The following is a 24,379-nucleotide window of genomic DNA, read 5'->3' on the forward strand; positions in this document are numbered from 1 at the left end:
ATCGATTACATACGGAATATATTACCTAATAAATAATTCGAGAATTAGTCTACTTCCTAAGCTTACGCAACACCACCTTGCATAGATAACGGACAGATTCTTCACCGCTGCAAATAGTGCAAAGCAGGTAGACAAAGCCGAAGAGCATCGAGCCGACAATAAAAGAGAGAATCCAGTTAAGAGCGGTAAACTCAATCAAAGCAAACGACAACATAGTTGCGACAACGGATGAGACAACGATCTTGATGAAGTTCTTCAAGCTGAATACTTTTTTTACGACAGAAAAGGCAAAATAAAGTTGCAGGATCATAATCACACCGTCAGCGCACACTGCGGCTATTGCGGCTCCAAGAGCACCCAACGCCCCATCCAGCGAGACATTCACGACCACACTGGCTACGGCGCCTACAACAGTGGCCAATGCCATCTGCTTCTCTCGTCCCATGGTAGTCAGCATCTGCACACCTGTAATCACATTAAAACACGCCAAGACCACAACCAGACCTATCAGTCGCAACGGGTTGGCGGCGGAAAGAAACGCCTCTCCTGCGACGATACGAACAATGTCCTCGGCAAACAGCAGGATATACGCTTCCAATCCAGCTGAAATAAAGAATAGAAAATTGATGTTCTTTTTCAAGAGATCATAATATCCACTCTTGTTACCACCCTTCAGATAATAAGAAAGCCTCGGCATCATAACATTGCCGACGGAATTAACGCCACCGAACAGCACGCTTTTAATTTTTGTCACCAACTGATAAATACCAACCTGATAATTACCGGTAAAGAAGCCCAGCAAGACAACATCGGAATTCTGATACAAGTTCCTTGCGAAATTAGCAATGAAGAAAACCATCACAGGCTTAACATGCTTTTTGATTTGCAGTTTCCCTGTTTTCACATGAGTCAGGTCGAGAATCCTCACCAGACGTGCGATATTGACCATATTTGATGCCGCAACAGCAAAAACCAATAGAATGGCATATTGAATAACATCATTCGATTGACGAACGAATATGAACATGCCAATCACGGACATTGCCTTGAACAGAATATTCCTTATGGTGATATAAGAATACTGCTCTATTGCCTGATAGAACCATTCGACGCCAAGGGACCCTAGCACGATGTTGATGCTGAAAATCATGAACAGCGCTTTATTACCACTCATCTGAGGCACCGTGAACACGGCAATGACATAGAGGACATAGCAAATGGTGGTCGCAACACCCAGAATAACAAGAAGCTCTTTGACCAGTTTCGCGAGTTTCTGTGAATCATCTCTGACGGCAGCGCACTCTCTGACCCCATATGTTGGTATACCCAGCACCGTTACATACATGATGAGCTGCACCACATATTGCGCGAACGCAACCTCGCCGTTAGCCTCTACCGACAACACTCGCGATACATATGGCACGGTAATAAGAGGGAAAATGAACGTAGACGTGGTGAGAATGGCATTCATCACCGCATTGAATTTTACTGAATGAATTTTCATCTGTTAACCACTGTTCTTGTCACGTATTCGTCGGCAATACAATCGACTGTGTCATCTTGTGATGAGCCATCTTTCAATCACGCGATTCAAAACAACCCACGATGTGCGATAAGCTGTATAAGCCACTGCCCGCTATCCATTAGTGCTGTTGCTCTTGGCCCTTTGCATACTGCAGAAACGCTTCATACGAATCGAACTGCGGAGCACTATTCATAAACGCCTTCCTTGAGCTATCCATATTCCCATCATGAGTAAAGACGCGTCCCCCGCCGATGACCGACTGCTCGGTACGCGGTGCGAACAACCACATGAATTCCTTCATCACCGTCTGCTCCGGCCAACGCCCGTGTACGTGGCGGTATTCGGTCGCGCATTCGACGGCTTCCTTAAGCTGTGCGGCGCGGCGATGCTCGATGAACGTGTCCATGTCCATGATCTTGCGTGCGGGAACACCGCCGTATACGGCGTTGGACTCCAGTTTGCCGGAGACGACTGATCCCGCGCCGACGATGACGTTGTCACCGATGGTGGCGCCTTTGAGAATCACCGTCTTCTGACCGATGAACACGTTGTTGCCGATGGTGACCTTGCCGGCCGCGCCGACCACCTCACCGGTCATCTTCTGAATGACCGCCCAGCTGAAATCATGCTGCAGAATGGAGCAATGCGCGGTGATGGACACATCGTCGCCGATTTCGATCATCCATGGACGCTGCGTGTCGATGTCGATGGTCCACGGGGAATACAGGTGCACGTTCCTGCCGACGCGCACCCCCTTGCCGCGGAGCCACGCGATGTAGCTCCCCTCGTCGCTCTTATGCCTGTATGCCAGTTTCAGCATCAGGTTCTTCACACTCGTTGCGATGGACATTCCATGCCTCCTCATCCCTAATCCGCACGCCCGGTCTTCAGTTTCTTGTACAGGGCGAAGGCGAACCGATACGCCATCGGGCAGTACCGGACCAATCCCATCTGGATTCTGCGTGCCCTCGGCACGTCGACCTGCGCCAGCACGTCCCGTTCATGGGCGGCGATGAACTCGCGCATGGTCTTCTCGTATCGTCTCCACCATGCGGCTTTCGGCCCGTCATACTGGCCGCTTCGCACCGCCTGATCGTATACGCCCAGCATGGCCTTGATGTGGCCGAACCGGCCATACGGCAGCACTTCGGGGTATCGTTCACGCAACAGGTCGAGCATCCATGCGGTCGCATCGGAGGCGGCGACGGAGACCTCACGAGACGTGTTCGAAACGCTGGATTCCGTCTGCCGGTAGAAGTATTTCGGCGTCGAATCGTAGACGATGCGCGAGGCGTTGGCGAGCACCTTGTAGGTGAACAGGTAGTCCTCGCCCTGGAAGTAGCCCGTCGGAAACCGGACGCCGTCGAGCAGGTTCTTCGCGATGAGCTTGTCCCACGGCGCCACGGTGAAGTAGCCGGCCAGATTGACGTACCGGAACGCCTCTTCGGGAGACATGACGAGGAACTGGTTCTCGATGCAATGGGGAACCACTTTGTTGCCGGGGTAGACGTACTGGCTGGCGGTCAATCCGAGATCGGCATCATGCTCGAGCATGTTGCGCAGCATGCTCGCATACATGTCCGGTTCGAGCCAGTCATCGGAATCCACGAATCCGATGTACTCGCCATGCGCATAGTCGATGCCGGCGTTGCGGGCGGCCGCCTGCCCGGCGTTCTTCTGGTGGATCACCTGCACCCGCTCGTCTTTGGCCGCGAACTCGTCGCACATATCGCCGCTGGAGTCCTTCGAGCCGTCGTCCACCAGAACGAGTTCGATGTTATGGTGCGTCTGCGCCAGAATCGATTCCACGCATGCGCTGAGGTACCGTTCCACGTTGTACACGGGCACGATCACGCTGATCAATGGTTCGCCCGTCATGGGAGCCGTCATGCGCTGTTCCTTTCCGGATTATGGTTACTTGGTCTTACCCGTTCACACGATTGATGTCTGCATTACCGTCTGCGGCTGAAGTCGCCGACGGCCCATCGCGCATGACGTTGCACGACGAGGTTCACCACGGCCGACAACGCCATCGCAGCGACGACCACCACGATGCCGCCGCCCAGCTGGGCGACGAACGGCCAGTGCGCGGCGCTGACGCCGCCGACGGAGAACACGGCGAACTTCACGATCTTCAACATGAAGTCGTTGACGCCGTAGAACACGAGACTGTCCTTGCCGACGGTCTGCAGCCACTGCCACTGGGGAAGCAGCGTGCATACCATCAGCACCGCGGCGATGGCGCTCACCGTGGTGACGAACTTCACCAGCCACTCCACGGGAAGCGGCAAAGCGCCGAAGAACGCGGACACCTGCAACCAGTCGAACAGGACGAACAGAACTGCGGCACCCACCATGACGACAGAGCGCGGCGCCACGGTCCTCTTGTCCTGCCATGCACGCAGATCCTGAGTCTGGCCGATTACATAGCCGAAGCCCATGTAGGCGGTCGATTCGAAGATCTTGCCCAACTGGAACGGCAGCAGGTTGCGCCACGAAACCAGTTGGAACAGGAAATCGAGGACGATGAACACGATCATCACCGTCATCAGCACCGGGATGCGGTTCCTTACCAGACGGACGACGCCCCACAGCAGCAGCTGGCCGGTGAACACGGCCCACAGGAACCACAGGCCCGCGTTGCCTTGGGCGAGGATAATCGTGAGGATGCTACTCAGCACGTCGCCCATGGACCCGCCGCCGCTCTTGTACAGCGACGGCGACAGCAGCTGGGCGACCGGCTTGGCGAGTGCAAGCACCGAGAAGATGTAGTAGGGCACCAGCAGCATGAGCGCACGCTTCTTCGCCAATTGCCCGAACGAGTACCGGGCGTGGAAGAAGAAGCCGCTCGCCACGAAGAACAACGGCATGTGGAACGTGTAGATGGCGGCCAGCGTACCGGCGAGCGCCGGGAACCACTGTGTGCCCAGATGTCCGAAGAACACGAGGAACATGGCCACGCCCTTGGCGACGTCCACCCATGTGATGCGCGTCTTGGCCGGCTTGGTCGAAATACTGGTGGGCGCATGCGCTGCGTGGGTCATGGCTCACTCCCCCATCAGTTCGTCGAGCTGGTTCAGGTAGGCGGCGGTGCCGAGCTTCTCGGCGAGTTCGCGGCCGTGCGCGCCGTAGGCGGCGCGCTTCTCCGGGTCTGTGGCGAAGTCGCGCATGGCGGCCGCGAGGTTGTCGGTCAGCTTGCCGTCGCGTTCGAGGATCACGGCGGCACGGTCGTCCGCGTATTCGGGGATGCCGCCGGAGCGCGTCGTGATGAGCGCCTTGCCGGAGGCGAGGCTTTCGATCACGGCGAGCGGCGCCGGATCGTCCCAGATGGACGGCAGGCAGCACACGTCCGCCATCGCGTACACGGACGGCATGTCCGTATAGTCCACGAATCCGGTGAACTTGATGCGGTCGCCCGCCTGCTTCGCCAGTTCGTGCAGTTTGCGTTCGAACGGGCTCACGATGTTCGAGTTGAAGAAGAACGCGCCGGCGATCACCAGATACGCGTTGTCGATATCCGCCTTGACGAACGCCTCCAACAGCTCCTCGGCGCCCTTCTCCGGGGTGAGTCGGCCGGAGAACAGGAACACGGTCGCATCCTGCGGGATGCCGAGCTTGTCGCGGAACGTCTTGCCGCCGTCCTGCACCGCCGCATCATTCGGGTTGAACCGCGTGATGTCCACGCAGTTGCGCCACACGGACCGCTGCTCCGGCTTGAGTCCTTCGCCGTTCGTCTTCTTCAGGAACGCGTCCAACGTGCCCACGATGTACCGGGAGACGCCGAGCACCTTGCGCACGCGTGCGATTTCCGCCTTGCATCCGAAATCGTTCGTGACCTCGTTGTGCAGGTGGTAGTACACCTTGCCCGCGTACTTGTCCATATTGCCGTGCTTCCGCATCGTCATGAACAGGGTGGCGTGGTTCTCGATCATCACCGCGTCGAAATCGCGCTTCGCGAGCCGCGCGGCCACATGGCGGATGTACCACAGGCGTTGCACGATGTAGCGGTAGCTCATCAGCTTCTTCTTGTGCAGCACGTATTTGGCGAGCGCGTACACGCACCGGTCGGCGGCGCGCACGAACCACGGCGCACGCACGAAATCGAACGTCGTATGTCTGAAACCACGCGACGCCTCGTCCACACCGTCCGCCCACGCGGAGAACACGGTGAAGTCGAATCGCGGGGTCTTCTCGTTCTCCCGCACCATCACCATGTCCAACGCCTCGACGGCGCCGCCGAGCACGTTCGGCACCGGCAGGTAGCCGGACGTGACCACGGCCACGCGCTTCGGTCGCATCTCCTTCGTCTCCTCTGCGGTCATCGCGCCGCACCTTCCTTCCTCACCAGTGTCTCGTACCAGTCGCACAGTCTCGCGGCGCTGTCGTCGATGTCGTAGCCGGCCGCGCGCACCGCGTCGCGCTCGTCCGCGCGCTCGTCCGTCGGCTCGGCCGACGCGAGCGCGTCCACCCATGCGTCCTTGCGGTCGAGCGGCAGGAACCGTACCAGGCCGTCGATGATGCTCGCCTCGTCCGGCACCTGATCGGACGCGACCACCGACATGCCGGACGCCTGCGCCTCGATGGCCGCCATGCCCAGCCCCTCGTACGTGGAGGGGAACGCGAGCACATCGAACGCCTGATACAGCTCGTTCACGTCGTCGCGCACGCCGAGCACACGCACCGAGCGTTCGATGCCGAGCGCGTGGATGCGTTCGCGCACCTGAGGCATCATGTCGCCGTCGCCGGCGAACACGAGCACCGCGTCCGGGCGGCGTTCCAGCACCTTGGCGAACACGTCCAGCGTGAACAGCTGGTTCTTCTGGAAGCACATGCGGCCCACCTGGCCGATGACCGGCTGCGTGGCGTCGACGCCCAGTTCCGCGCGCTTGGCGGCGCGAATCGTCTTGTCGAATGCGAACCGGTCCACGTCGATCGCGTTCTTCATGACGCGCACGCGGCCCGCATCCACGAGCCTGTCGCCGAACAGCCAACGCGCGGCGAAGTTCGAGCAGGCCGCGTAGTCGGTCGGGTACACGCGGGAGAACGGGCGCAGCACCATCTTCATGGCGGTCTTCGCCTTCTCCCCCGGGTTCGCGGTGCTGTGGCTGTGCGCGATGCGCACCGGCACGCCCGCCTTCTTCGCGGCGCTCAACGGGAACACGCTCAACGAGTTCAGGTTCGAATGGACGATGTCCGGCTTCTGCTCGGCGAACAGCGTGCGCAGCGCCTTCAGGTATGCGGGCAGATGCTTGTACGCGGGCACCGTGAACACGCGCCCGCCCAACGATTCGATCTCCTCACGGGGCACGACGGTGGAATTGTCGTCCACGATGAAATCGAACTGGACGCGGCTATGGTCGATATGACGGTAATGGTTCATGATGGTGGCTTCCACACCGCCGCCCATCATACGGCCCATGATTTGCGCGACGCGAATCACCGGCATGGGGTCTCCTCACTGGACATGAATCTCCTACGTTATTCTCTCGCTGACGCCCAGACTACCCACACCCCATGTCCCGCAAGGCCTGCGAAACCGCTTACATCATGTCGGGAGCGTTAACGGCGGAACAACGCGCGGAGTTCGGCGGCGATCTTGCGCCGATGCAACGCCAGCCCGCGCACGAGACGGTACATAGGCATGAGCGGCACCAGCCACGGACGCCCCTCCACCCACGGGTACGCGGAGACCAGCAGCTCCCGGCTCGGGAAGACGCGCGACCACAGGTAGCGCAGACGCCCGCCACGTTCGCCGCCGCCCCGCGCGACGGAACGCTCCACATCATGCGCGACCTTGAAGCCGATGTTGCCGTAGATGCCGCACGTGAGCAGCGAGCGCAGGAACGCAGCGTCGTCGGTGTCGGGAAGATCGTCCATCGTGAGCGTGCCGGCGGCCGACCTGTCGCCGAACACGACCATCGCCAGAGCCCGCACGCAACGTTCGAAATCCGTCAATCCGAGTCTCGCAAGCTCACGCCGCACATACGCGCCGTCGACGGCGCCGGCACCGCGACCGCGCATGGCGGCATCGAACACGTACGCGTCCACGACGAACCGGATGCCGCAGCCGCCGCCATGCTCCCAATGCTTGAACATGTGGACGAGATGGAACAGGTATTCGTCCTCGATCGGCCAGATCATCTCGCCCGCGGACCCCGCGGCGAACGCCGCCTGATCGCGCGGTCCCGTGCGGCGCCACGGATTCGCGTAATAGCCGTAATGCTCACTGTCCGGACGCGCGATCTCCTGGAACATCTCGAACGAAAGGAACGGAGGACGCATGAAATCCACCTCGCCATGCGCCTCCTCGCGGACCGTATAGCCGAGTCCCTCCATGATCGCGCGCATGTCGCGTTCGGCCCGACGGCCGTCACGCGCCGCATAGCCTCCGCCGCCGGCGAGCGGCTCGATCCTGCCGTACAGGATGTCGTTGTCGCTCATCGACCGCATGCCCGGAGCCGGATAGTACGCGCTCATCGACGCGCCCTTGAGCGCGAGGAACGAAATGCCGGCCGCGACGAGCCGACTGCCGATCTCCTCGCGTTCGGCGTCGAACTGCAATTGGCGGAACAACGTCATGTCCGAGGCGCGACGCCACGCCTCGGCCGTTTTCCGGTCGATCGGCCGCGCCGGATGCTCCGGCAATCCCATCCACGCGATCGCCTCGACGCCGTTCAGCTTCGCGAGCGCGAACACGTCGCCCCATGCGACGCTCCCCGGCAGGGCGTCGTCCGCCGAACGCATGCCGCGCAGGGCGCACGCGATCAGATGGCACAGATACAGTCCCGCATCCGGGTCGAACGCCGTCAGTTCCTTCATCGTTGCCATACTATCCGCACCACTGCATCCCGCTCCGGGAGTCCGAGCCTAAACCGATGTGCTCTTTTGCCCGCCATTTGCATTTCGGCTCGGAATCAAGTCCGCACCGAACTCGCCGAACACGCAGAACCGCTAGATTCCAACGAAACCGTGGGCGGTCCCGACGGACCGCCCACGCACATCACGCACACGCGCACACAGCAGAACTCAGTACGCGCCCTTGTGGCTGAGCACGGCGCCGACCGTGCGGAACATGAGCACGATGTCGCCCAGGATCGACCAGTTCTGCACGTACGCCACGTCGAGCGCCTCGCTCTCCTCGGCGGTCAGGTCGGAGCGGCCGGACACCTGCCACGGGCCGGTGATGCCGGGCTTGACGAGCATGCGCGTCGCGTACAGCTTGTTGTAGCGCTCGTACTCCTCGGGCAGCGGCGGGCGCGGCCCCACGACGGACATGTCGCCCATGAACACGTTGAGGAACTGCGGCAGCTCGTCGATGGAGAAACGGCGGATGAAATGACCCACCTTGGTGATGCGCGGATCGTCCTTCATCTTGAAGATGAACCGGTCCTCCTGACCGCTCTCCTCGGCAAGCTTCGCCTTGAGCTCGTCGGCGTTGACCACCATGGAACGGAACTTGATCATGCGGAACGGGCGCCCACGCAGGCCGATGCGCTCCTGCGTGTAGAACACGGGGCCACCGTCGGTCAGCTTGATGGCGAGCGCGACGGGCAGCGTGATGATGAGCGAGCACAGGATCGCGAGCGACGAGACGACGAGGTCGAACAGGCGCTTGACGAACCGCGTGGCCACGCCGTACTGGGCGAGACGCTGCGTGATGATGGTCGTACCCTGGATGGAACGCACCTGAATCTCATGGTTGCCGGTGTCGGCGGCGGAGGCGACCATCGCAATCTCCAGGCCCAACGATTCCATGCGCACGGAGAAGATGTTGAAGTTGTCGGAGTAGCGACGGATTACATCGGCGACCATCACGGTCTGCGCGCTCATGTCAACCATGCGTTCGGCGAGCGTGTGGTCGCTGTATTCGAGCACAGGCAGCCGCGTGCCCCAGTTGGCGAACACCTCGCGGTCGAGCGCCTCGCGGTCCGTGTCCGGCAGGACGGCGCCGGTGGCCGGATCGAGCCTGACCGGGCACACGGCGATCGGCCGGTAGTTGAGCTGCTGGCGTTTCGCGAGGAACCGCAGCGTGTGGCCGATGCCCTTCGGCGAGCCGACGATCACGGTGCCGTACGCGTATTCGCCCTTCCTGCGGCCGCGCGCGAGGAGCATGCGCACCACGAGGCGTTCCAGCATGGTGAGGATCCACACGCAGGGGATCATCAGCGTCATCGTGGTGAACCACACGTTCAGATCGAGCACGTAGTTGAACGCGCACAGCACGCCCCACGTCTGGATGGCGCCGATGAACAGCAGCGAGTTGAGCTGGTAGCCGTCGCCCATCACGTGACGGTGGTAGACGCCGACCGCGTGCAGGCACGCCACGTAGATGATCGCGCCGATCACGAGATACGTGGTGAGGTTCATGTCGAAGTGGAACCGGTCGGACAGGAACTCGTCGTACGGCTGCCAGCCGATCATCACGGTCGCGCCGGCGATGATGAACATGGCGGCGTCCACGAGTATGAGCGCGAGGTTCACGAAGAACCGCCAGTACATCACGTGCGACAGCTGCCGCTGCCGCAGTTCGTTCAATTGTTCGTCGGTCCGCACGTGCGCCGGTACAGTCTGCGTCATGTCTTCCCGTCTTCTTGTCTGCTTCACTCAACCGCCCACATTATGGGCGCTCTCTTCTCGTAATCGTACAAAACCCTCCCCCTAACCAGCGTCGGAAAACGCTTGATTCGGACGGGATTCCACCATTCGGACATACGAGAGCTCCCCCACTTGTCATGTCGGAGATACCGGAGAACAAGTGGGGGAGGCCGTCAGACCACGGGGCCGAAGCCCATCGAGTCGGAATCGGGGTGGGAGCCGTCGGCCGATGGCGGTTGTCCGTCGCCGCCCTGTTGCGCAGATCGGCCCGCGTCCCCGGATTGCATGGGGGCGCCGCCGGCCGTGGCGCCGGAATCCGTTCCGTTCGACGCGTCGCTCCCCGCGCCGTCGTCGAGTCTGCCGAAATCGAGCGTATCGGCGCCGGACGTACCACCGGATTTGCCGGCGCTGCCGGGCGTACCGGACTTGCCGGCGGCATCGGAGCCGCCTGCGCCGCCGCGGACGAGGCTGTGCGTCGCGCCGCCGCCCGTGCCGCCGCCCGCGTGGCGCGAGACGGCGACCGCCGCCGCGCCCGCGGCGAACAGCACGACGAGCGCGACGGCGATGATGACGGCCACGGTGCGGCGGTCCCGGCGGAGCCGACGGACCCGATCGGTCCATCGTGGCGCATCGGGATTGCTATGGAGTCCCATGGACGCCCGGCCTCAGACCTGCGGGGTCACGGTGGTGTCGGAACCGTTGCCGGGCTGGAGGCCGCCCCAGGTGCCTCCGCCGTTGTCGTTGCTGCCGTTGCCGGTGCCATGAGACAGGGTCATGGTGGGCAGCGTGCCGAACGTGACGATATGGATGCGCGGTGCGATGTACTGCTTCTTCATGATTGCTTCTTTCCTTGGAATGCCTTGGAATGATCGTTCACTGGTTGAGCGGCGCGGTCTTGACGACCGGCGTGCCGGTCACGACGGTGCCGTCGAGCGTCGTCCACTGCGGGGTGATGGTGATCGTGTTGCCGCCGTTGCCGAACCACGAGTCGGGCACGCCGGTGAGCACGGAGGTCGCGAAGTAGCCGTTGCCGGGCGCGTAGCCGGCCTGGGCGGCGCCGTTGTCGAGCGCTTCGGTCTGCGGGCCGTCGAACGCGCCGAACGTGTCGGACGCGCCCTTCGGGGTGAGTCGCTGGCCGTTGGCGGTCACATAGTCGTACGCCTTGGTGGTGGTGAACGTGCCGTGCAGGGTCTGGTTGCCGTTCTTCACGACGATCCTGAACCTGACGTCCGTGTACTTGCGGCTGTCGACGGTGGTGAGGAAGCGCACGGCGAGGGTCTTGCCGTTGCCGCGGGTGCCGGCGACCTGCACGCCCACGTTCTGGTTCTTCGCGTAGGCGGCGTGCGCCCACGCGAAGCCGTTCGCATACGTCACCTTGCCGTCGGGCGAGGCGTTGGTGTTCCAGTCGTCGTAGCTGTCGAACCAGCCGCCGAACACGCGGTTGCCGTAGCCGAGCTCGGTGTCCTTGGTCGGGTAGGTCTTGGTCTTCCGGAAGTTCTCGACCTCGCTTTGCGCGAACCACTCGTAGTCGGTGGTGACGGGCGTGCCGTACACGGTGGCGGTGCCGGTGCTGTTCTCGTCGAAGATGTTCGGCAGGATGCCGGCGTTGCGGTCGAACAGCGGGTAGCGGCCGTACAGGGTGAGGTCGCCGTGGTAGCCGAGGTACGTGCTGGTGAGCTTCGGGCCGTTCTCGGCCACCGACGTGTTCTTCGCGGGCTTGGCGTCCTTGTCGGCGGCGGCGAGCGTCGCCAGATCGGCGTCGGAGGTGACGGACGGGTTCGCCTGGAGGGTCGTCTTGCCGTCGACGGTCACGCCGGGCAGTTCGGTGAAGTCGACGGAGACGGTCGGATCGGTGGTGAAGCCGTTGTCGTCGCCGTACGCCTTGCCGATGTACGGCTGGGTGCCGTCGATGTCGACGGCGCCGGGCTTGGCGGCCTGCACGGCGAGCTGCGCGCCGCCGGTCAGATCGACTGCGGCGGGCACGTCGGTCGACTTGGTGCGGTCGGCGATGGTGCCGCCGGTCAGGTACACGGTGCCGGCGTCGGCGCGCAGCGGGTACTGGGCGGACTCGGGCTGCTCGTCGAAGTCGTCGGCGATGGCCGTGTCGATCGTCGGCGTGCCGGAGATCGTGGTCGTGCCGTAGTACTGGTGGATGCTCGCGACCTGCGCGGAACCGGTTACGTTGAGCTCGCCGTAGGTGATGACGGCGTGGCTCGGCTGGCCCTTGGAATCCTCGTTGTTGTTCTCCGCCACGTAGGAGCCGTTGCCGGAGATCGTCACGGTGGCGTTCGTGGAGGCGTTGAACACGGCGGCGGACGAGCCGTACACGGTCGGGTAGAGGCCGGAGGCGCCGTCGACGCCGCTCGGACGGTCGTAGGTGCCTTCGGACTGGAGGTTCACCTGCGCGCCGACCGCGCTGTCGAGCACGTGCACGCCGTACCCCTTCTCGGAGCCGACGCCGCCGTTGGAGATGAGACGCGCCGTGTCCTGCACGGTGACCTTGCCGTTGCCGTCCACGGTGACCGGGGTCTCGCTGCGGCCCTGGATGAGCTTCGTCTCGTCGTCGTCGACGACGAGGTTGCCGGCGAGCGTGAGATCGCCGCCGGAGACCACGTGGAACTCGATGTCGGTGATGCGCGACACGGTGGCCGGCTCGGTGCCGAGCTCCTGCGTGCGGGCGCCGACGAACGCGACCGGATGGTCGATCGTCACCGTCGCGTTGTCCGCGCTGTCCGAGAAGTCGATGTAGTCGTTGTGGACGCCGAAGGTGCCGGCGTCGGCCGTGTCCTTGAAATACACGGTGGTGACGGACGCGTCGGCGAGCGCCTTGCGCAGCGTCTCCGCCTCCGTGTTGCCGCTCGTCGTGGAGCAGACGGTGGCCGTCGCGCCGCTGATCGTGTTGCATGCCGGGGCGGTCGACGCGTCGAATCCCGCGGCCTGCGCGGGCGCGGCCGGACCGGCCACGGCGAAGACGCCGAGCGTCGCCGTCGCGGCGAGCGCGGCGACGAGCGGACGTGCCGCGCTCCCCTTCTTCTGAGTGAATCGCATATCGCTTTGCCTCACATTCCTTCTCATGCGATATGCCCGGACGCGGCGACGCCACGCCCGGCCACGTCGCCTGTCTCCCCTTCAAACCCCCGGGGCGCGATTCCAGTAAAGCGCGGTTCGGCGATGCGTGCGGCAGGCCGGGTACGGGGGCGCGGGGGCGCCGTCTGCGTGAACGTTCACAGGGGGAAGTGTTGCGATGATTGGGATTGCGTGGTCCGAGACGCTGCGCGGGCGTGGCGACGACTACGTCGCACGCCGCGGCACGCATAGGAAAACCGTTTGACGCGTGGCGAACCGTCGCCCAGGCTTCCCGACGAATTCATGTTCGCGTAACCATCGACGCGCCGGGCGGGGCGTATCGGCGCATGGCGGCGCCCGTCCGGCGGGGCCCGCGTGGCGGAATCCGCGTGGCGGAATCCGGCTTACACGCGCTCCCCCATGTGCTCCCCCAACGTGACGACCGCATCGCAGTAGTCGAGCACTTCGGCGCGATGCGTGACGATGAGCACCGTACGGTCGCGCATCGCGCGGATCCGCTCCAGCATCGCATGCTCGGTGGCGACGTCCAACGCGGAGGTCGACTCGTCGAGCAGCAGCACGGGCGCGCCGCTGTAGAGCGCGCGGGCCACGGCGATGCGCTGCATCTGCCCTTCGGACAATCCCGCGCCATGCTCGCCCAGCCGCGTGTCGTACCCGTCGGGCAGCGCCTCGACGAACCCGGCCGCGTCGGCGATCCGGCACGCCTCGCGCACGCGCGCGTCGTCGATATGCGCCGGATCGGGGTCCGGGTCGGCGAAGGCCACCGTCTCGCGAATCGTGCCGGACATGAGCGCGTTGCCCTGCGGCACGTACGCGAAGAACCCACGCGGGATCGCGCTCGGCGGGACAAGGGCGCCCGCAGGCTGCGGCATGGAGTCCGCGGCGCCCGAGGACCGCGAACCTGCGTTCACGGCGCCCGCGGACCGCGAACCGTCACCCACAGCATCCGCGACCGCCACGCCGATATCCCCATGCTGCGGCTCGTACGCGCCGAGCAGCAGCTTCATCAGCGTGCTCTTGCCGATGCCGCTACGCCCCGTGATCGCGACGAAATCCCCCTTATGGACATCGCAGGAGAAATCGCGCAGCACCTGGTTGCGCCCATACGTGAAATCCACATGGTCGAAGCGGATCGCATCCATGCGCGCGTACAATCCTCGCGCGTCGAGCGTCCCATCCACCCCGCTATGCGCGAGAATGGTGCGCTCAGCGCCGCTGAGCGCACCATTCTCGCGCATAGCGTCGGTCTCCCCCACTTCGCGCAGCCGCTCGGCGCTGGCGAGCATCGCCGCATGCTGGGGGAACATGCCGCCCATCATCGCGAACGGCGACTGGATCTGGCCGATCAGCTGGATCACCGCCATCATCGTGCCATAGCTCAACGTGCCGTGCAGGATCCCGAACCCGCACCATACGAATCCGACGAGATACCCGAGGTTCATCGCGCTCGCGAGGCCGGTGCTCGCCACCGCCGTGACCGTGACGCGGCGCATGCGCGCGCCCCGGTGCGCGTCCATGCGTCGCGCCGCGAGGTCGCGCACCTTGCCGCCGACACCGAACGCGCGGATCACAAGCAACGATTCGAGCGCCTCCTGCATGTACGAGCGCACGCGGCCCTCCGCCTCCTGCACGCGCTTGTGGAGACGCTTGAGCAGCCCGCGCAGCAGGAACGACGCGCCGGCCATCACGCAGCCGCCCGCGAGGAACACGACGGTGAGCAACGGCGCGAGCACGATCATCACGGCGACGACGCCGACGATGCGGATCGCCATCGACACGGCGTTCGGCACGAGCGACGTGACCGCGCCGGAGACGACGGTCACGTCGGAGGTGAGACGGTTCATCAATTCGCCGGAATGGCGCGCCTGCGTGCGGGCGAGCGGCGCGTCGAGGATGCCGGCGAACACGTGCGCGCGCATGCGGTTGTCCATCGTGGCGCGGGCTCGTTCGGCGACCATCACGTTCGCGGCGCGCAGGGCGATCTGGATGACGATGGCGACGGCGAACGTGAGCGATTCGCGCAGGAACGCGGGCTCGTCATGGGCGACGGCCGCGTCGATCGCGCCGCGCATCATCAGCGCGTAGCCGACGGCGATGGCCGCCATGGCCGCCTGGATCGCGCACAGGGCGACGACCAGCCACGAGGCGCGGCCGAACACGCCGAGAAGCCACCGGTAGGTGCGCCACGTGGAGCCCATCAACAGTCCTTTCCGTCGCCCGCGCCGGGGCCGAACGGATTCCATTATAGAAATCCCGGGAATCACGCCGGATGAAAAGGGACGCCCGTCACGCTCCGGTCAGTAGTAGCCGGTCCACCGGCTGCCGTCTTGTTCGGTGACGATGCCGGCGTCGGCGGACGGGGCGTCGGAGGAACCTCCGTTGTTCGAGGAACCTCCGTTCGAGGAACCGGAGGACCGGCCGTCCACCGCGCCGCCGGGCACGCCGGAACCGTCCACTTCGGTGTCGCCGGTGCCGTTCGCGCCGGGCTCGCCGCCCGTACCGGACGAGGACGCGCCGGAAGCGTCGCCGTCCCGGGTCGACCCGGATGCGCCGGTGCCATCATTCCGCGATGTGGAGGAAGGGGAGGACGTGGAGGACGTGGACGACACGGCGTCCGAGCCGGCTCCTCCGGTGCCGCCGCCACGCAGGCCACCGAACGAGAACGCCGCCCCCACGATGATCGCGACCGCCACGACCAGCGCGACCGCCCCGCCGGCCACCGCCTTGCGGTGCGCGTCGACGAACGCGACGACGCCGGCCGGCGACGCATCCTCGTCGCCCACCTGTTCCAATGGAATCATGGGATCATCCGATGAGGCCATGCGCCCCTCGGTCCTCTCGCCCGTCTCAGACACTTCAGACACCGGGGTTCACGCCGGTGTCCGAGGTGACGGAATCGCCGCCCGGGAACGGGACGTCCGTGTCGCCGCCGCTCGTGCGCACCACGTCCGTGGCGGAAACGCGCAGCACCGTCATCGACGGCTTCTCATAGGTGTTCATCATGCATGCTCCTTGCTCATTGTTCATTGTTCATTGCTCATTGCCCACCGGCGTCCCTGCCGACCGCCGGCATCTTCCATGTCTTCGATGTCTCCGGCGTCGGCCGGCCTCACGCGCCCATCGCGTCGAGCAGCCCCTGCGCGTACGCCTTCACGGTCTCGCCCGCGGAGGCGTCGGCCACCACGGCCTTCGCGACCTGCCGCACGCTGCGCGTGTCGCCCGCGGTTTCGGTCGCGGTGACGGTCGTGCCGTCCGCGGTGGTGAACGTCCAGGAGGCGGTCACGGTGATGTCGGTCGCGTAGGAGGCGAGCGGCACCCCGGTGAACACGAGGTTGTTGACGATGTATGTGCCGTCGTCGTACGGGTTCTTCGCGTCCGCGCCGTACGTCTTGCCGGCGATCTCGTACGTCCACTTCACGGCGGACGACGTGAGGCCGAGCGCCTTCGGCATGCGGTAGCCGAAGCGCAGCGACGTCTTCGCGTAATCGTCGGAACCGTAGTCGAGGCGCAGCGAGCCGCCGCGGAATTCGATCACGTCGGAGACGGGCAGGAACCGCGCGTACGCGTATCCGGAGGTCACGTCGGCGGCGACCGGCGTGGTGAGCGCGGCGTCCGCATACCAGCCGGCGAACACCTGGCCTTCGGGCGCGTCGGGCGCGGTGTAGCCGCTCGCCGCGCGGTACGGCGCGATGTCGAAGCGGTTGGAGGCGGCCGTCACGCCGAACGTGCCGTCCTCGTTGCGGGTGGGTTCGAATCCTTCCGCGAGTTCGCCGCTTGCGGGAGCGACGTTGAACGTGCCTCCGGAGATGGCGACGGTCGGCGTGCCGAGCGAGCTGGCCAGTCTCTCGGTAACGCCCTTGCCGTTGCCGGAGGTGAACGTGCCGCCGGTCACGGTGAGGGTGCCGTTGTCCATGGCGCGCATCGCGTAGCCGTTCGTGCTGGTGATGGCCGCGGTGCCGCCGACCGTGGTCTGGCCCGCGTCGCCGGCCGCGTTCCTGACGCCGCTTGCGCCGAGCGGGTAGAGGGGCGCGGTGATCGAGCCGCCGGTGACGGTCGCCTTATGGTAGGTGAGCAGCGCGTAGAACTGCGAGGTCGGCTGGATGATGGTGCCGCCGGTCATGTCGAGCACGCCGTAGTCGTCGTTCTTGACGACGATCCTGCCGCCGGTCATCGTGCCGCCGGCGATGGTGAGCGTGGCCTCGGCGATGCCGTATTTGTTGGTGGCCGCGTCGCCGTCCGTGTCCGAGCTGTTGTACCAGCCGTTGGCGATGAGGCTGGAGCCGTATCCTGCGTTCTTGGCCGAGAATCTCACGACCGAGGAGCCTTGGATGGTCATCGTGCCGAAGTTCTTGAGCACATAGTAGCTGTTGCCGTTGGCGCTGGCCGTGCCCGTGGACGGGTCCGTCAGTTTGCTGGCTTCGGCGGAACGCGTGTAGTTGCCGCCGTCGAGCGTGATGCTCGCGCCCGCGTAGTTGACAATCGCGGCCTTGCCGTTGCTCACGTTGTCGACGGTGCCGGTGTGCTTGGCGGAGCTGTCGGTGATGACGAGCTTGCCTCGGTTGACGATGGTGTGTTTGCCGGCCGTGTTGACGATCGTCTTGCCGGCCAGATCGAGCGTGATGTCCGCGTCGGCGGGGATGACCACGCTTTCGGTGACGGCTTCGTCGAGCGGCGACAGCAGCCTGATCGTGCCGCCGTTCTTCGCGGCGGCGACCGCTTCGGCCATCGTGTAGTAGGGCGTGTTTCCGACGGCGGCGATGCACTTGGGCAGCATCTCGCCGGTCTCCCAATCCTCCTGATCGGTCTGGCAGTCGAACGCGGTGTCGCCGCCGCCGATCGCATACGCGGATGCCGGCGCGGCGAGTCCGACCGCGGCGGCCATCGCGAGGCCGGCGACCGCGCCGACCATCCTCTTCCAGTTCTCTCGTGCCATGTGTTTTCCTTCACTTCCTCCGGCGGGACCGGGGTTGCGTCACTACTGTCCGGCCGGGCACTGCTTCGTCGGTTCTCCCGGGCGGGCACGCGATCGTCCGCCGGGATTCCGCGCGCGTATGGCGTCACGCGCGAAACCGTTGTCCCCGCCGAGCGTACACGTGAAGGGTGTCGGAACACGCCATGCCGGTGTGGCGTGAACGGTTACGAGGGTCCGCGATCGTCGTCGTTCAGGCGCGTACGCCGGCGAGTGCGGCGGCGCTGGCGCGCACGGCCGCCTCGCTCACCGTGCAGGTGAGCCGGTAGACGGGCACGCGGGAGAGGAGCAGGTCGAGCAGTCCGAGCGTCGACGCGGCGGCGACCGGGTCGGCGGGCATGTAGGTCTGTCGCAGGATGAGCGGCAACGCTTCGGCCGCGTCGAGCCGCACGCACGTGTTCGGCGTGCCATGCTCGTCGGGGAAGGTGACGGGCGCGGCGGCGGGCGCGGCGGCGGGTGAGGCGGCATGCGCGGCGGCATCCGCATCATGGCCGGTATGGGCGGTGTCTTCCGCGGAACCGTCCGTCGTGAACGCCGTCACGTGCGCCGCGTTGGCGGCGGCGACGGCGTTCACGCGCGTCGCGGCGTCGGCGGCGGCACGCGCCTGCGCGGTCGCCGCCTCGGCGCGCGCGACGACGCAGATGCCGCCGAGCGGCGCGCTCGTGTTGCGCTGCCACCCCTCCTTGCCGCACCACGGCGTGCCGTACGCGATGACGCGATGACGCGCGGCGGCGGGCGCAGCCGGGTCGTCGCGTTCGCGTTCACGTTCGAAGCGGAGGATCGGCTTGTCGCCGTTGATGATGGAGACGCGGTCGCCGAACGCGCGGCGCCATAAGGAGATGTGCGTGGTCTTGCCGGTGCCGCTGGGCGCGGTGAAGATGTAGGCGCGGCCGTCGAAGCCGATGGTGGCGCCGTGGAAGACGAGCCGGTCGCGTGTGGGCGCGGCTTCGGCGATGGCGCGGTGGACGGCGAGCGTTTCGAGGTAGGCGTCGCTCCAGTCGCCGGGTTCGCCGATCTCGCGTTCGTGGTCGATGGATTCCTGCGTGACGGCGATGGCGAGGTCGGAGTCGTGCGCGTCGCGTGCGAATCCGTGGGATTCGATGCGGTAGTCGGCGCATTGGCGGACGACTTGGTCGTTGAGGGAGCGGACGGCGACGGTGAGCCCGCCCACGCGGATACGGAAATCGGTCACGCCCCCAGTCTACGCGCGTCGATATGAGAAAACCCGCGCACTCGCATGGAGTGCACGGGTCATATGTCTCCGCTCCCCTTGAGGGAAACGGGCCATCTTTTCTCTGCTCCCCTTGAGGGGAGCAATCCTTTTTTCTTCGCTCCCCTTGAGGGGAGCTGTCGGCGAAGCCGACTGAGGGGTGTTCCTGAAGGATGCCCTGGGAATCCCCTCAGTTCGCCTCGTAGATCTTGCCGTAGTTCTGGGAGTCGGAATCCGGGTGGGTGGCGTCGTCGGTGGAGGTGTTGCCCTTGTCCGAGGAGCCTCCGTTGCTGGAGCCTCCGTTGTTCGAGCCGTTGGAGGAGTTGCCCCCGTTGGTCGAGCCGCCCGAGTTGTTCGACGACCCCGAGGAGCCGGTGCTCTTGGAGCCGCCGTTCGACGAGCCGCCCAGGTTGGTGGTCGTGTCGCCGGCGGATCCGGAATCACCCGTACCGTTCTCCAGTTCGGAATAGTCGAGCGTGCCTTCGCCGTCGGACTTGCCGGTGCCGGAGGTGCCGTCGGAACCGCTCTCGTGCGTGAGCGACGTGCCGGTGCCGGTCGTGCCGTCCGTGCCGCCGCCGCGCGTGAGCGCGAACGCGGCGCACGCGACGATGACCGCGAGCGCGACGGCCGCCGCGATGATGGCGGCGACGCGCTTCTGCACGGTGGTCATGCTGGCGAACAGGGCGGCGACGCGGTTCGCGCCGCCGTGGTTATCGCCGTGCTGGGGGCTGCTCATCGGTGTCCTTGTCGTGTTCCGGGAGGCGCGGATCAGTAGTTGAGGGCGTTGCCGGAGAGGTCGCCGAAGTTGAAGTTGCCCTCACCGTTGTTGTTGTTGGCGTTGCCGCCGCCGTTCATGTTGCTTTCGGAGGTGCGGACGATGTCGGTGCCGTTCAGCGTGATGACGGTCATCAGGGGCTGTTCATACTGCTTCATGATGTGCTTCTTTCCTTCCCGCCGGTGTTGCGGCCGACGGATGCGTATGTCGTTACGTCATGGGGCGCGGTGCCCGGCACGTCGGCCGGACACCGCGTGGAGGGCCTTCGTCAGGCCTTGGTGATGGTCACGTCGCCGTTCGCGGTCACGACGACCGTGTAGGCGGAACCGGACACGGTGACGCCGTCAAGCGTGGTCCACTGCGGGGTCACGGTGAGGGTGACGTCGCTGTCCGCCGGCAGGCCGGACAGCACGCCGGTGGTGAGGTAGCGCGCGTCGCCCTGCGCGGTCTTCACGCCGAACTCGCTGCTGTTCGCCTTGTAGTACGGGTTCGCGGCGAACGCGGTCTTGGCGGTGCCCGAGGTCACGTAGTCGTAGGCGGTGGACGACGTGATCGTGCCGGTCTTGCCGTTGGCGAGCGCGACCTTGAAGGACGCGGACTTGAAGTTGTAGCTGTCCACGCGGAGAGGAAGCGCACGCTGCGGGTGCCGTCGTCCGCGGTGGCGGTCTGGGCGCTCAGGTTGATGGTGTTCGCGTCCACGAAGTGGGCGTACAGGCCGTTCGCGGCGTCGTAGTTCGTGTGGTCGAGCACGAGCGTGTTGTTCCACAGGGTGTCGCCCGTCTGCCACGTGTGATGCTTCGGGTTGGTGCCGGTGGCGTCGCGGTTCAGGGAGGTGGCCTGCGTGTTGTCCTCGGTGGAGAACGCGGACTGGCTGGTGTACCAGCCGGCGAACAGCTTGCCGGCCTGCTCCGGGGCGGTGTCGCCCGGCTTGTAGGTGCCGGTCCACGGCGCGCCGTACAGGGTGACGGTGCCGCCCTTCTTGGTGGCGTCCTTGGCGCCGTTCACCGTCTGGAACGGGGTGGCGTTCGTGGAACCGTCGGAGATGACCTTGGTGCCGTACACGGCCTGGTTGTTGACGTTCGCGAACGCGGCGTTCAGACGGCCGGTCGTGTAGGAGGAGCCATCGGCGTCCGTCGCGGAGGCGGAGGCCAGCGCCTGCAGCTGGGCGAGCGGATCGCTGTTCGCGGCGACGTTGCTGGTCTGCATCTTGTAGTTGTCGGCGCCGGTCGGATCGCTGGCGGAGGCGTCTGCGTTCACCCAAGCGGTGTAGGTGCCGTCGCTCTTCAGCGTGGTCGGCTCGATGTAGTAGCCGCGGTTCTCGATCTTCGCCCTGTACTGGGTGCCGTTGCTCTCATCCGTGTACTGGGTGTTGAGGATGTTCACCTTGGCGGTCGACTCGGATTCGATGACCTTGTGGCCGTCCGTGTGCAGCGTGTCCTGGATGTTGCCGGCGACGAGGTTCACCGTGGAGGTGCCGCGGAGTTCGAGCGCCCAGCTGTCGGTCTCGGCGCGCTCCACGTCGGTGTCGCCTTCGACCTTCGGGTCGAGGACGGCGTTCGGGTTGTTGATGTTCAGGGTGCCGCCGGTGTTGACGCCGTTATGGCTGCTGTCGACGCCGTTGCCGATCTTCGTGTTGCTGATCTTCACGTTGCCGGTTCCGGCGATGTTCACCGTGCCGGACGTGGAGATGGCGCCGTTGAGCTCGCCCTTGTTGACGGACTTGTCCTTCTGGTTGGAGTAGGTGCCGTCCGTGATGTTGATGGTCGAGGAGACGCCGGGCTCAGAGTACACGGCGGCGTCGCGGCCCCACACGGTCGGGTAGGCGGAGGTCGTGGTGAAGCCGATACTATCGAGCAGCTTATCCAGAACAGGAATCGAGGTGCTCAGAATCTTGTACACGGTAAGATGATCGTACGTGCCCGAGCTGCCGAGGTTCACGATGGAGCCGTTGCCAGTGATGACGATGCCGCGGTTCGGCCTGGTGACGTTGGCGGAGCCTGCAGCGATATGCGCGTTGCCGATTGTGTTCAGAACGCCGCCATTGACCTTGACGGCATAGTCGATGCCGGAGACTTTTGTCGGAAGCACGAGGATCCTAAGGAGGCTGTCACCGGTCAGGTTGATGTCGTCGACCACCACGCTGCCGCCAAAGGTCAGATTGGCGCCCTGAGGCACGGTGAACTGGACATTACGCAGGATAGCGGTGGAGGAGCTGGTGATGGTGATGGGACGATCCGTCGGAATCGTGATAGAAGTAGGGGTGCCAAAAACTTCCTTATCTGCGAACACACCAAGAACCCCCGTTGAAGTGTTGAACTTGATGATGCCCATACCGGTATCCCCAAGCTTCTCGGAGGGGGGCGACGTTCAGGGTCGTGCAGCTGGAATTATCGATCGCGTTCTTGAAGCTGGTCTCGTCGGCGACGTCGCACACGCCGGCCGCGTAGGCGGGGGCGATGGCGAAGGTCGACAGGACCATCGCCGCGGTGGCCACGACGGCGGCGGCGATACCGCCTCTCGTTCGTAGGTTCTTCATGGTGTCTCTCTTCCTGACGCGGTTCTCTTGCCGCCGCGTCGAACAACATACAGCCGGACGCCGCGTATGCCATCGTCTGCGAACAACCTCCAAGCCGCAACCGGTTCGACATACGTAGTGGCATCCTCTCGAAGCATGAACGTAATACGACCCCTACCCCGGAAATGAGACAACGACCATATTCAATGCCCAATGGGTGCGCTCACATCGGTACGTACGCGCCCCGGCAGGAAATCGTTTGCCCTCACATCCGCCGGAATTCCGCCACTGTAAGGCGTTACGGAAGAATTCACCATCCTGTAACCCGACGGCGTCCATCCCCCAAGACACGCCCGCTCAGTCCCTGCGGAACAGGTCGCGCGTGTAGACCTTGTCCCTCACGTCGTCGAGCACGCCGTCGTAGCGGTTCGCGAGGATCGCGTCGCTGCGCCGCTTGAACTCGTCCAGATCGTTGACGACCTCGGAGCCGAAGAACGTGGAACCGTCCGCGAGCGTCGGCTCGTAGACGATCACGGTCGCGCCCTTCGCCTTGACGCGCTTCATCACGCCTTGGATGGCGGATTGGCGGAAATTATCGGAGTTCGTCTTCATCGTCAGCCGGTACACGACGACCGTCACCGGCTTCTCGCCTGTGGAATCGTACTCGTTGTTGCCGCTGTAGCCGTACCAGCCGGCCTTCCTGAGCACGCTGTCGGCGATGAAGTCCTTGCGCGTGACGTTCGACTCCACGATCGCGCGGATGAGATTCTCCGGCACATCCCGGTAGTTGGCGAGCAGCTGCCTCGTGTCCTTCGGCAGACAGTAGCCGCCGTAGCCGAAGCTCGGATTGTTGTAGTGCGTGCCGATGCGCGGGTCGAGGCACACGCCGTCGATGATCTCGCGCGTGTCCAGTCCCTTCGACTCGGCGTACGTGTCCAGCTCGTTGAAGTAGGAGACGCGCAGCGCCAGATACGTGTTGGCGAACAGCTTCACGGCCTCCGCCTCGGTGAAGCCCATGAGCAGCGTGGGGATGTCCTCCTCGACGGCGCCCTGCTGCAGCAGCTTCGCGAACGTCTCGGCCGCCTCGACGAGATGCTGGTCCTCAGAATCAGTACCGACCACGATGCGGCTCGGATACAGGTTGTCGTACAAAGCCTTGGATTCGCGCAGGAATTCAGGGCTGAAGATGATGTTCCTCGAACCGGTCTTCTCGCGGATGGACTTCGTGTAGCCGACGGGAATCGTGGACTTGATGACCATGACCGCATCCGGGTTCACCCTCATCACCAGATCGATGACGGCCTCCACCGCGGAGGTATCGAAGAAGTTCCTCTCGCTGTCGTAGTTCGTCGGCGTCGCGATGACCACGAAATCGGCGTCACGGTACGCTGCCTCCCCGTCGAGCGTGGCGGTGAGGTCCAGCCTCCTCTCCGCGAAATACTTCTCGATGTAGTCGTCCCGGATCGGGGACCTGCGGGCGTTGATCATGTCGACCTTCGCCGGCACGATGTCCACCGCCGTCACCCGATGGTGCTGCGACAGCAGCGTCGCCAGACTCAACCCCACATAACCGGTGCCCGCGACCGCGATCCTCAACGATTCGAAATCCCTCATCCCCGCCTGCTTCCCATCATGGACGCGCCCGTACGCGCCCCTACCAACCGACTCCCACTATACCGCGGTCCTGCCCAATGGTGAAGATT

The 24,379-nt window shown here is 64.4% G+C and carries 21 protein-coding genes; all 21 read right to left on the minus strand.

All coding sequences use genetic code 11. The features are described from left to right. Positions 1-49: 49 nt before the first annotated feature. The 21 genes from Uis4E_RS07140 to Uis4E_RS07230 all read right to left on the minus strand — a co-directional run bounded on the left by Uis4E_RS07140 (position 50) and on the right by Uis4E_RS07230 (position 24,272). On the minus strand, positions 50-1,504 hold the full coding sequence (locus tag Uis4E_RS07140; protein ID WP_101622512.1) for a flippase: 1,455 nt from the start codon (positions 1,502-1,504) through the stop codon (positions 50-52). 139 nt (positions 1,505-1,643) lie between these two features. Continuing rightward, entirely contained in the window at positions 1,644-2,375 is a 732-nt protein-coding gene (locus Uis4E_RS07145; protein WP_101622513.1) for an acyltransferase, read from the minus strand. Positions 2,376-2,392: 17 nt separating this feature from the next. Next, positions 2,393-3,415, minus strand: coding sequence for a glycosyltransferase family 2 protein (locus Uis4E_RS07150; protein ID WP_101622514.1), 1,023 nt, complete (start codon positions 3,413-3,415; stop codon positions 2,393-2,395). A gap of 62 nt (positions 3,416-3,477) precedes the next feature. Beyond that, a complete protein-coding gene (locus Uis4E_RS07155; RefSeq protein ID WP_101622515.1) occupies positions 3,478-4,569 on the minus strand; it encodes an acyltransferase family protein in 1,092 nt (363 codons plus the stop codon). Positions 4,570-4,572: 3 nt separating this feature from the next. Beyond that, positions 4,573-5,847: a glycosyltransferase family 4 protein gene (locus Uis4E_RS07160; RefSeq protein ID WP_243394426.1), complete on the minus strand. Its 1,275-nt coding sequence runs from the start codon at positions 5,845-5,847 to the stop codon at positions 4,573-4,575. Next, the gene (locus Uis4E_RS07165; RefSeq protein ID WP_207764559.1) at positions 5,844-6,971 is read right to left on the minus strand and encodes a glycosyltransferase family 1 protein; all 1,128 of its coding nucleotides are present in this window, start codon (positions 6,969-6,971) and stop codon (positions 5,844-5,846) included. Before Uis4E_RS07165 ends, Uis4E_RS07160 begins: the two co-directional genes overlap by 4 nt. Positions 6,972-7,084: 113 nt before the next feature. Then, entirely contained in the window at positions 7,085-8,353 is a 1,269-nt protein-coding gene (locus tag Uis4E_RS07170; RefSeq protein WP_101622516.1) for a nucleotidyltransferase family protein, read from the minus strand. 198 nt (positions 8,354-8,551) lie between these two features. Continuing rightward, positions 8,552-10,102: a sugar transferase gene (locus Uis4E_RS07175; protein ID WP_101622517.1), complete on the minus strand. Its 1,551-nt coding sequence runs from the start codon at positions 10,100-10,102 to the stop codon at positions 8,552-8,554. Positions 10,103-10,293: 191 nt separating this feature from the next. Further along, entirely contained in the window at positions 10,294-10,698 is a 405-nt protein-coding gene (locus tag Uis4E_RS07180) for a hypothetical protein (protein ID WP_101622518.1), read from the minus strand. An 87-nt stretch (positions 10,699-10,785) separates the two neighbouring features. Next, complete coding sequence (locus tag Uis4E_RS11910) at positions 10,786-10,956, minus strand: hypothetical protein (protein WP_165784902.1); 171 nt, start codon at positions 10,954-10,956, stop codon at positions 10,786-10,788. Between the two features lie 37 nt (positions 10,957-10,993). Continuing rightward, a complete protein-coding gene (locus Uis4E_RS07185; RefSeq protein WP_101622519.1) occupies positions 10,994-13,168 on the minus strand; it encodes a hypothetical protein in 2,175 nt (724 codons plus the stop codon). A 422-nt stretch (positions 13,169-13,590) separates the two neighbouring features. After that, complete coding sequence (locus Uis4E_RS11705) at positions 13,591-15,405, minus strand: ABC transporter ATP-binding protein (RefSeq protein WP_165784903.1); 1,815 nt, start codon at positions 15,403-15,405, stop codon at positions 13,591-13,593. A 99-nt stretch (positions 15,406-15,504) separates the two neighbouring features. After that, the gene (locus Uis4E_RS07195; RefSeq protein ID WP_133125421.1) at positions 15,505-16,008 is read right to left on the minus strand and encodes a hypothetical protein; all 504 of its coding nucleotides are present in this window, start codon (positions 16,006-16,008) and stop codon (positions 15,505-15,507) included. 55 nt (positions 16,009-16,063) lie between these two features. After that, positions 16,064-16,210, minus strand: a complete 147-nt coding sequence (locus Uis4E_RS11915) for a hypothetical protein (RefSeq protein WP_165784904.1) — start codon at positions 16,208-16,210, stop codon at positions 16,064-16,066. A gap of 106 nt (positions 16,211-16,316) precedes the next feature. Further along, positions 16,317-18,140, minus strand: a complete 1,824-nt coding sequence (locus tag Uis4E_RS07200) for an autotransporter outer membrane beta-barrel domain-containing protein (protein WP_133125422.1) — start codon at positions 18,138-18,140, stop codon at positions 16,317-16,319. Between the two features lie 229 nt (positions 18,141-18,369). Beyond that, on the minus strand, positions 18,370-19,368 hold the full coding sequence (locus tag Uis4E_RS07205) for a hypothetical protein (RefSeq protein ID WP_101622522.1): 999 nt from the start codon (positions 19,366-19,368) through the stop codon (positions 18,370-18,372). Positions 19,369-19,576: 208 nt separating this feature from the next. Next, positions 19,577-20,122 (minus strand): hypothetical protein, encoded by a 546-nt coding sequence (locus Uis4E_RS07210; protein WP_101622523.1) that lies wholly within the window; start codon positions 20,120-20,122, stop codon positions 19,577-19,579. 32 nt (positions 20,123-20,154) lie between these two features. Further along, positions 20,155-20,319: a hypothetical protein gene (locus Uis4E_RS11920; protein ID WP_165784905.1), complete on the minus strand. Its 165-nt coding sequence runs from the start codon at positions 20,317-20,319 to the stop codon at positions 20,155-20,157. 110 nt (positions 20,320-20,429) lie between these two features. Next, complete coding sequence (locus Uis4E_RS07215; RefSeq protein ID WP_101622524.1) at positions 20,430-20,780, minus strand: hypothetical protein; 351 nt, start codon at positions 20,778-20,780, stop codon at positions 20,430-20,432. After that, positions 20,684-22,450: a hypothetical protein gene (locus tag Uis4E_RS07220; RefSeq protein ID WP_133125423.1), complete on the minus strand. Its 1,767-nt coding sequence runs from the start codon at positions 22,448-22,450 to the stop codon at positions 20,684-20,686. Before Uis4E_RS07220 ends, Uis4E_RS07215 begins: the two co-directional genes overlap by 97 nt. A 583-nt stretch (positions 22,451-23,033) precedes the next feature. After that, the gene (locus Uis4E_RS07230) at positions 23,034-24,272 is read right to left on the minus strand and encodes a nucleotide sugar dehydrogenase (protein WP_165784907.1); all 1,239 of its coding nucleotides are present in this window, start codon (positions 24,270-24,272) and stop codon (positions 23,034-23,036) included. Positions 24,273-24,379: the final 107 nt, after the last annotated feature.

This window comes from Bifidobacterium parmae (genome assembly GCF_002860365.1).
GTDB lineage: Bacteria > Actinomycetota > Actinomycetes > Actinomycetales > Bifidobacteriaceae > Bifidobacterium > Bifidobacterium parmae.

Bases quoted from the DNA above. Each gene is read 5' to 3' on its own strand.
- Uis4E_RS07195 (WP_133125421.1), bottom strand. From the start codon at position 16,008: ATGATTCCATTGGAACAGGTGGGCGACGAGGATGCGTCGCCGGCCGGC.
- Uis4E_RS11915 (WP_165784904.1), bottom strand. From the start codon at position 16,210: ATGATGAACACCTATGAGAAGCCGTCGATGACGGTGCTGCGCGTTTCC.
- Uis4E_RS11910 (WP_165784902.1), bottom strand. From the start codon at position 10,956: ATGAAGAAGCAGTACATCGCACCGCGCATCCATATCGTCACGTTCGGC.
- Uis4E_RS07160 (WP_243394426.1), bottom strand. From the start codon at position 5,847: ATGACCGCAGAGGAGACGAAGGAGATGCGACCGAAGCGCGTGGCCGTG.
- Uis4E_RS07145 (WP_101622513.1), bottom strand. From the start codon at position 2,375: ATGTCCATCGCAACGAGTGTGAAGAACCTGATGCTGAAACTGGCATAC.
- Uis4E_RS11705 (WP_165784903.1), bottom strand. From the start codon at position 15,405: ATGGGCTCCACGTGGCGCACCTACCGGTGGCTTCTCGGCGTGTTCGGC.
- Uis4E_RS07155 (WP_101622515.1), bottom strand. From the start codon at position 4,569: ATGACCCACGCAGCGCATGCGCCCACCAGTATTTCGACCAAGCCGGCC.
- Uis4E_RS07175 (WP_101622517.1), bottom strand. From the start codon at position 10,102: ATGACGCAGACTGTACCGGCGCACGTGCGGACCGACGAACAATTGAAC.
- Uis4E_RS11920 (WP_165784905.1), bottom strand. From the start codon at position 20,319: ATGAAGCAGTATGAACAGCCCCTGATGACCGTCATCACGCTGAACGGC.
- Uis4E_RS07185 (WP_101622519.1), bottom strand. From the start codon at position 13,168: ATGCGATTCACTCAGAAGAAGGGGAGCGCGGCACGTCCGCTCGTCGCC.
- Uis4E_RS07170 (WP_101622516.1), bottom strand. From the start codon at position 8,353: ATGGCAACGATGAAGGAACTGACGGCGTTCGACCCGGATGCGGGACTG.
- Uis4E_RS07210 (WP_101622523.1), bottom strand. From the start codon at position 20,122: ATGAGCAGCCCCCAGCACGGCGATAACCACGGCGGCGCGAACCGCGTC.
- Uis4E_RS07200 (WP_133125422.1), bottom strand. From the start codon at position 18,140: ATGGCACGAGAGAACTGGAAGAGGATGGTCGGCGCGGTCGCCGGCCTC.
- Uis4E_RS07165 (WP_207764559.1), bottom strand. From the start codon at position 6,971: ATGCCGGTGATTCGCGTCGCGCAAATCATGGGCCGTATGATGGGCGGC.
- Uis4E_RS07150 (WP_101622514.1), bottom strand. From the start codon at position 3,415: ATGACGGCTCCCATGACGGGCGAACCATTGATCAGCGTGATCGTGCCC.
- Uis4E_RS07140 (WP_101622512.1), bottom strand. From the start codon at position 1,504: ATGAAAATTCATTCAGTAAAATTCAATGCGGTGATGAATGCCATTCTC.